A 4,658-nucleotide genomic window follows, 5' to 3' on the forward strand; every position below is an offset into this window, starting at 1 on the left:
AGGTCGAAGTTTCCAGTTCTGAGGTCGGAGTTTCGAGTTCCGGGGTCGGATTTTCGAGTTCTGAGGTTGGAGTTTCCAGTTCTGAGGTCGGAGTTTCGAGTTCTGGGGTCGGAGTTTCCAGTTCTGACTAGGCTTGTGTGTAAAATCCAAAAATCCAAAATCCAAAAATCTAAAATTGACATGACAGAAGCATTACTTGCAGCCTTATTTGTAGTGGTGTTGGCATCTTTTATCGGCTTTGAAGTCATTAACAAAGTCCCCCCCACTCTGCACACCCCCTTAATGTCTGGTTCAAACGCCATTTCCGGCATCTCTGTAATCGGCGCAATATTAGCTGCTGGGGAGAGAAACACGAACTTATCCGTAATTCTCGGCTTAATTGCCGTAATTTTGGCAATGGTTAACGTTGTCGGTGGTTTCCTCGTCACAGACAGAATGCTACAGATGTTCAAAAAAAAGGAAGTTAAAGCATGAGCGACTTTTTACCAACGGGGATTCAGCTAACTTATTTAGTCGCTGCATCATTATTTATTCTCGGTTTGAAAAAACTGGGTTCTCCAGCTACAGCTAGAAACGGTAATCTTGTGGCTGCGGTGGGGATGCTGTTAGCAATTGTTGCCACCTTGCTAGATCAACACGTATTAAATTACGAAATGATTTTGATCGGGTTGGCCATTGGTTCAGTGATTGGGGCAGTTGTAGCTTACAAAGTGCAAATGACCGAAATGCCCCAAATGGTGGGTTTACTCAACGGTTTAGGTGGTGCATCTTCGGCACTTATCGCAGTGGCGGAATTTTGGCGGTTGTTAGATGCTTCTCAACCGATTCCCCTTGATGTGAACATTTCCATGTTATTGGATGTGTTAATCGGTGGTGTAACTTTAACGGGTAGTTTTCTCGCTTTTGCGAAATTGCAAGGTTTAGTTAGCGGTACACCGATTACCTTCCCCTTGCAGCAACCATTTAACCTGATGCTGTTGGGTGCTTATTTGGCGGGAAGTGCCTATTTAATCATCACACCAGATAGTCTCCCCATATTTTTGGGAGTGGTAGCTGTTTCCTTGGTGTTGGGTGTAATGTTTGTACTGCCTATTGGTGGCGGTGATATGCCCGTGGTGATTTCGCTGTTGAACTCCCTTTCCGGTGTGGCTGCGGCTGCGGCTGGGTTTGTGGTGATGAACAATATGTTAATCATCGCCGGTGCTTTGGTGGGTGCGTCGGGTATCATCCTGACTGAAATTATGTGTAAGGCGATGAACCGTTCTTTGTTCAGTGTCTTATTTAGCGCCTTTGGTTCAGTCTCTACTGCTACTGGTGGTGGTGCTGCTGCTGCAAGTAGTCAACCTGTTCGCAGTATTGATCCTGAAGAAGGGGCGATGATGTTAGGATATGCCCGTTCTGTGGTAATTGTCCCAGGATACGGTATGGCGGTTGCTCAAGCACAGCATAGCGTCCGGGAGTTGGCAGATCAACTAGAACGCATGGGTGTGGATGTGAAATATGCGATTCACCCTGTAGCGGGTAGAATGCCGGGACACATGAACGTATTATTGGCGGAAGCTAATGTGCCTTATACCCAGTTGTACGACATGGATGATATTAATCCCCAGTTTGAACAAGCTGATGTGGCCTTAGTGATTGGTGCTAATGATGTGGTCAATCCGGCGGCGCGTAGTGATGCAAGTAGTCCAATTTACGGGATGCCGATTTTGGAAGTTGATAAAGCCAAGCAAACTATTGTGATTAAGCGCGGTATGAGTGCCGGTTTTGCTGGTGTTGATAATGAGTTGTTTTATAAGGCTAAAACAACGATGTTGTTTGGTAGCGCTAAGGATATGGTGGCTAAGTTAGTGAGTGAGGTGAAGCAACTTTAGGTTATAGTTAGGGGTGTAGTTTTTGACTATGCCCTTTTTTTCTCACGCAGAGGGGCAGAGACGCAAAGAAAAGAGAGAGTTAAGAAAGTTGACTATTTTTAGGGCTAGTTTTTTATACGCTATCCCGCAATATTAAGTAATATTTGCCAGATTTTGCAATAATAAAAATTATAAGGTTACACCTACTCTTTAAATAATTTTCAGGAGTTTATCTTTATGGATGAAGTTATAAGAAAAGTAGCTGCTTTAGGATTACCCGCAGTAATACTTGCAGTTGTCATGGCTAGTACAGGGTTATTTGGCGCAGCAGCCATTACATCAGCTTTAGCAATTCTTGGTGGACAGGCTGGTATGTTTGGAGGGATGGTTGTATTAGGAACATCTGGAATACTTGCGGATATACTTGCCAAATTTGGCATTGAGCTTGCTTTAATGCGTATATATGAAATTCGCAGTGAAAAGGAAAATGTCGAAAAACTTTGTCAGGAAATTGATAATTTGCCATTTATTAGCAATGAGTTAAAACAAAAGGTAAAAACATTAATTGATAAACAGATTATTTTTGTTTTAGCAGGTCGCACAGGAGTTGGAAAGTCTAGCACTGTCAATTCTTTATTAGGTTGTGAAGTTGCTAAAACTGGTAAATATGAAGCCACAACAAAATCTGTAGATACTTATGAACATAAAGTAAATGGTATCAATTTCATTATAGTAGATACTCCTGGTCTTCGTGATGAAGAAGAAGCTAGTAATGACCAAAAATACTTGAAGGAAATGAAACCAAAAATCCAAAAAATGGTTTCAATGTGGTTTGTAAGTAGGCTAGATGACACTAGAGTTACAAGTGATGAAAAACAAGTTATTAAACGTCTTTCAAAAGAGTTTGGTGAAAAAGTCTGGAAATGCTCCGTAATTGTTTTTACATTTGCTAATTCTGTTACTGCCTCAGAATATGAGGAAACTTTAAAAATAAGAACAGAATTAATACGCAAAGAAATAGCTAAGTATGTAGAAGAAGGTACAGCTAATCAAATTCCATCTATAGCCGTAGATAACCTAAGTGAAACGACACCAGATGGCAAAAAATGGCTGGGAGAATTTTTTACAAGAGTTTTTGTCAGAGCATCTGAATCCGGTTCTTTAGCATTCGCAGCAGCTATGAAAGATAGTGTATTTTCTTCATCGGGTAAAGCACGAATTGAACTAGATGAAAATCAAAAAGAAGAGATTAAAAATAAGATTAATAAAGGTCTTATTGGAGGGCTTGCATCTGGTGGAACAGCCGTAGGTTTATTTCTCGGTCCTGGTGGTGCAATAGTTGGAGGTTTACTAGGTACTGTAGTAGGTTTGTGGTTAGAGTTAGATCGTAGAAATGCGTAATTTTTTAATTGTTGGACGTACTGGAGTTGGTAAATCAAGCTTTATTAACTCAATTTTAGGCAAACCTGTTGCTGAAACGTCAAAATACGAAGCTTGTACCAAAATAATCAGGCATTATGATCATACTAGCCATTTAGGTGATATTTGCCTGATTGATACACCAGGACTAGCAGAAGATGATCTAGAGTGTGACATACAATATTTAGATTTGATAATCAATAATGTTGATTTAAAAACAATCAACACATTAATTTATGTTTCTCGCTTAGATGAAACAAGATTCCGTCCAGAAGAAAAAACGACAATAAGCTTATTAACAGAAAAATTAGGAGCATTTATTTGGAATAATGCTTGGCTAGTTTTCACGTTTGCAGGATCAGTTCCCAATGAAAACCGTGATATAGTTTCAAAAAACAGAAAATTACAAATTGAAGAATTTGTTAAGGCTATTACATTGGAATATAATCTAAATCCTTCATTTCAAGGATTTCAGGTAAAGTTAAGAGTTGATAATAGTTCAAAAAACTGGGCTTCAAAAAGTATTCCTATAATGTCTGTTTTAGCTGCAAAAAGTTGATATTAAATACCTTTAGGTTGATTAGGAAACTTTGGTATTGTATCAGGCTTTTTAGGAGAGATTGGAAACTTCTCAGGCTTTTTTGGGGGTTTAGGAAATTTATCAGGTTCAAAAGTTTCTAGGATGTTGTTACTATTCATATTCAATATCTAGGGATAAAATTCTATTTTTTAAGAAGTATGAATGATAATCTCAATAGGTTGTGTAAGATGACTAGAAAATACAACCTATTTATTATCTCAAAAACTAATAATTCATATACTCTACTTGATTTATGTTTGAACAATTTAAATATCCTGCTTGTCTACTAGCATTTGCGCGTGCTTGAAGAGGACGCAAATTCCAAATAGCATCACTTCCACCTTTAGATCGTGGGGTAATATGATCTATCTCCCATCCATAATCAGAATGACGATTGCCATACTCATATCTATTTATAAGATGTCCACAAACATCTTGCCGCCAAACATTTGGATTAATACCAGGAATTTTATTAGCTTTAGTCCAAACTGCTTGTGTTCTCCATTCTTTGGCTAAATCGAAAGCGATTTGCTGATTATTCATGTTTATTTTCTCCTTTATATTTTAGTTTATAAATCAAGTATAACAAAGTAATTGAACAAGTCAAATATAAGTTTTTAAAAACTTTTTCCTCTTCCTTTGCGACTTTGTATGAGATAAAAAAGGATGTTGGGGAAGTTGAAAGGATGCGATCGCTGTTTGGGAGGTTGAGGGGGCGCGATCGCTGTTGGGGAGTTGAAGGGAGTGCGATCGCTTTTGGGGGAGTGGAGGAGTGCGATCGCTATTTGGGAATTTGAGGGGAGTGC

Annotated in this window: 7 protein-coding genes; 4 read left to right on the forward strand and 3 right to left on the reverse strand. The window is 39.0% G+C overall.

Annotated features, from left to right (window positions below; translation table 11 throughout):
• Positions 1 to 182 (reverse strand): hypothetical protein (locus VB711_RS10060; protein ID WP_323285775.1); only part of this gene is annotated, 182 nt, incomplete at its 3' end.
• Between VB711_RS10060 and VB711_RS10065 the strand changes: the two genes are divergently transcribed.
• The 4 genes from VB711_RS10065 (at position 181) to VB711_RS10080 (ending at position 3,831) form a co-directional block, all read left to right on the forward strand.
• Entirely contained in the window at positions 181 to 474 is a 294-nt protein-coding gene (locus VB711_RS10065; RefSeq protein WP_323285776.1) for an NAD(P) transhydrogenase subunit alpha, read from the forward strand. The two genes, VB711_RS10060 and VB711_RS10065, sit on opposite strands and share 2 nt — an antisense overlap.
• Positions 471 to 1,874: an NAD(P)(+) transhydrogenase (Re/Si-specific) subunit beta gene (locus VB711_RS10070; RefSeq protein ID WP_323285777.1), complete on the forward strand. Its 1,404-nt coding sequence runs from the start codon at positions 471 to 473 to the stop codon at positions 1,872 to 1,874. Before VB711_RS10065 ends, VB711_RS10070 begins: the two co-directional genes overlap by 4 nt.
• Positions 1,875 to 2,090: 216 nt before the next feature.
• Positions 2,091 to 3,254, forward strand: a complete 1,164-nt coding sequence (locus VB711_RS10075; RefSeq protein WP_323285778.1) for a GTPase — start codon at positions 2,091 to 2,093, stop codon at positions 3,252 to 3,254.
• Positions 3,247 to 3,831 (forward strand): GTPase, encoded by a 585-nt coding sequence (locus VB711_RS10080; protein ID WP_323285779.1) that lies wholly within the window; start codon positions 3,247 to 3,249, stop codon positions 3,829 to 3,831. The genes VB711_RS10075 and VB711_RS10080 overlap by 8 nt, the downstream gene beginning before the upstream one ends.
• Before the next feature lie 246 nt (positions 3,832 to 4,077).
• Here the strand turns inward: VB711_RS10080 and VB711_RS10085 are convergent, their stop codons facing one another.
• Together VB711_RS10085 and VB711_RS10090 are read right to left on the reverse strand one after the other, a co-directional pair.
• Positions 4,078 to 4,395 carry an HNH endonuclease signature motif containing protein gene (locus VB711_RS10085; protein ID WP_323285780.1) on the reverse strand — a complete coding sequence of 106 codons (318 nt, stop codon included), beginning with the start codon at positions 4,393 to 4,395 and terminating at the stop codon, positions 4,078 to 4,080.
• Between the two features lie 74 nt (positions 4,396 to 4,469).
• A partial coding sequence (locus VB711_RS10090; protein ID WP_323285781.1) for a hypothetical protein occupies positions 4,470 to 4,658 on the reverse strand: 189 nt, incomplete at its 5' end.

The organism is Cronbergia sp. UHCC 0137 (genome assembly GCF_034932285.1).
Classification (GTDB): Bacteria; Cyanobacteriota; Cyanobacteriia; order Cyanobacteriales; family Nostocaceae; genus Cronbergia.

Coding starts and splice junctions, on each gene's coding strand:
- VB711_RS10075 (WP_323285778.1), top strand. CDS start 2,091: ATGGATGAAGTTATAAGAAAAGTAGCTGCTTTAGGATTACCCGCAGTA.
- VB711_RS10080 (WP_323285779.1), top strand. CDS start 3,247: ATGCGTAATTTTTTAATTGTTGGACGTACTGGAGTTGGTAAATCAAGC.
- VB711_RS10085 (WP_323285780.1), bottom strand. CDS start 4,395: ATGAATAATCAGCAAATCGCTTTCGATTTAGCCAAAGAATGGAGAACA.
- VB711_RS10070 (WP_323285777.1), top strand. CDS start 471: ATGAGCGACTTTTTACCAACGGGGATTCAGCTAACTTATTTAGTCGCT.
- VB711_RS10065 (WP_323285776.1), top strand. CDS start 181: ATGACAGAAGCATTACTTGCAGCCTTATTTGTAGTGGTGTTGGCATCT.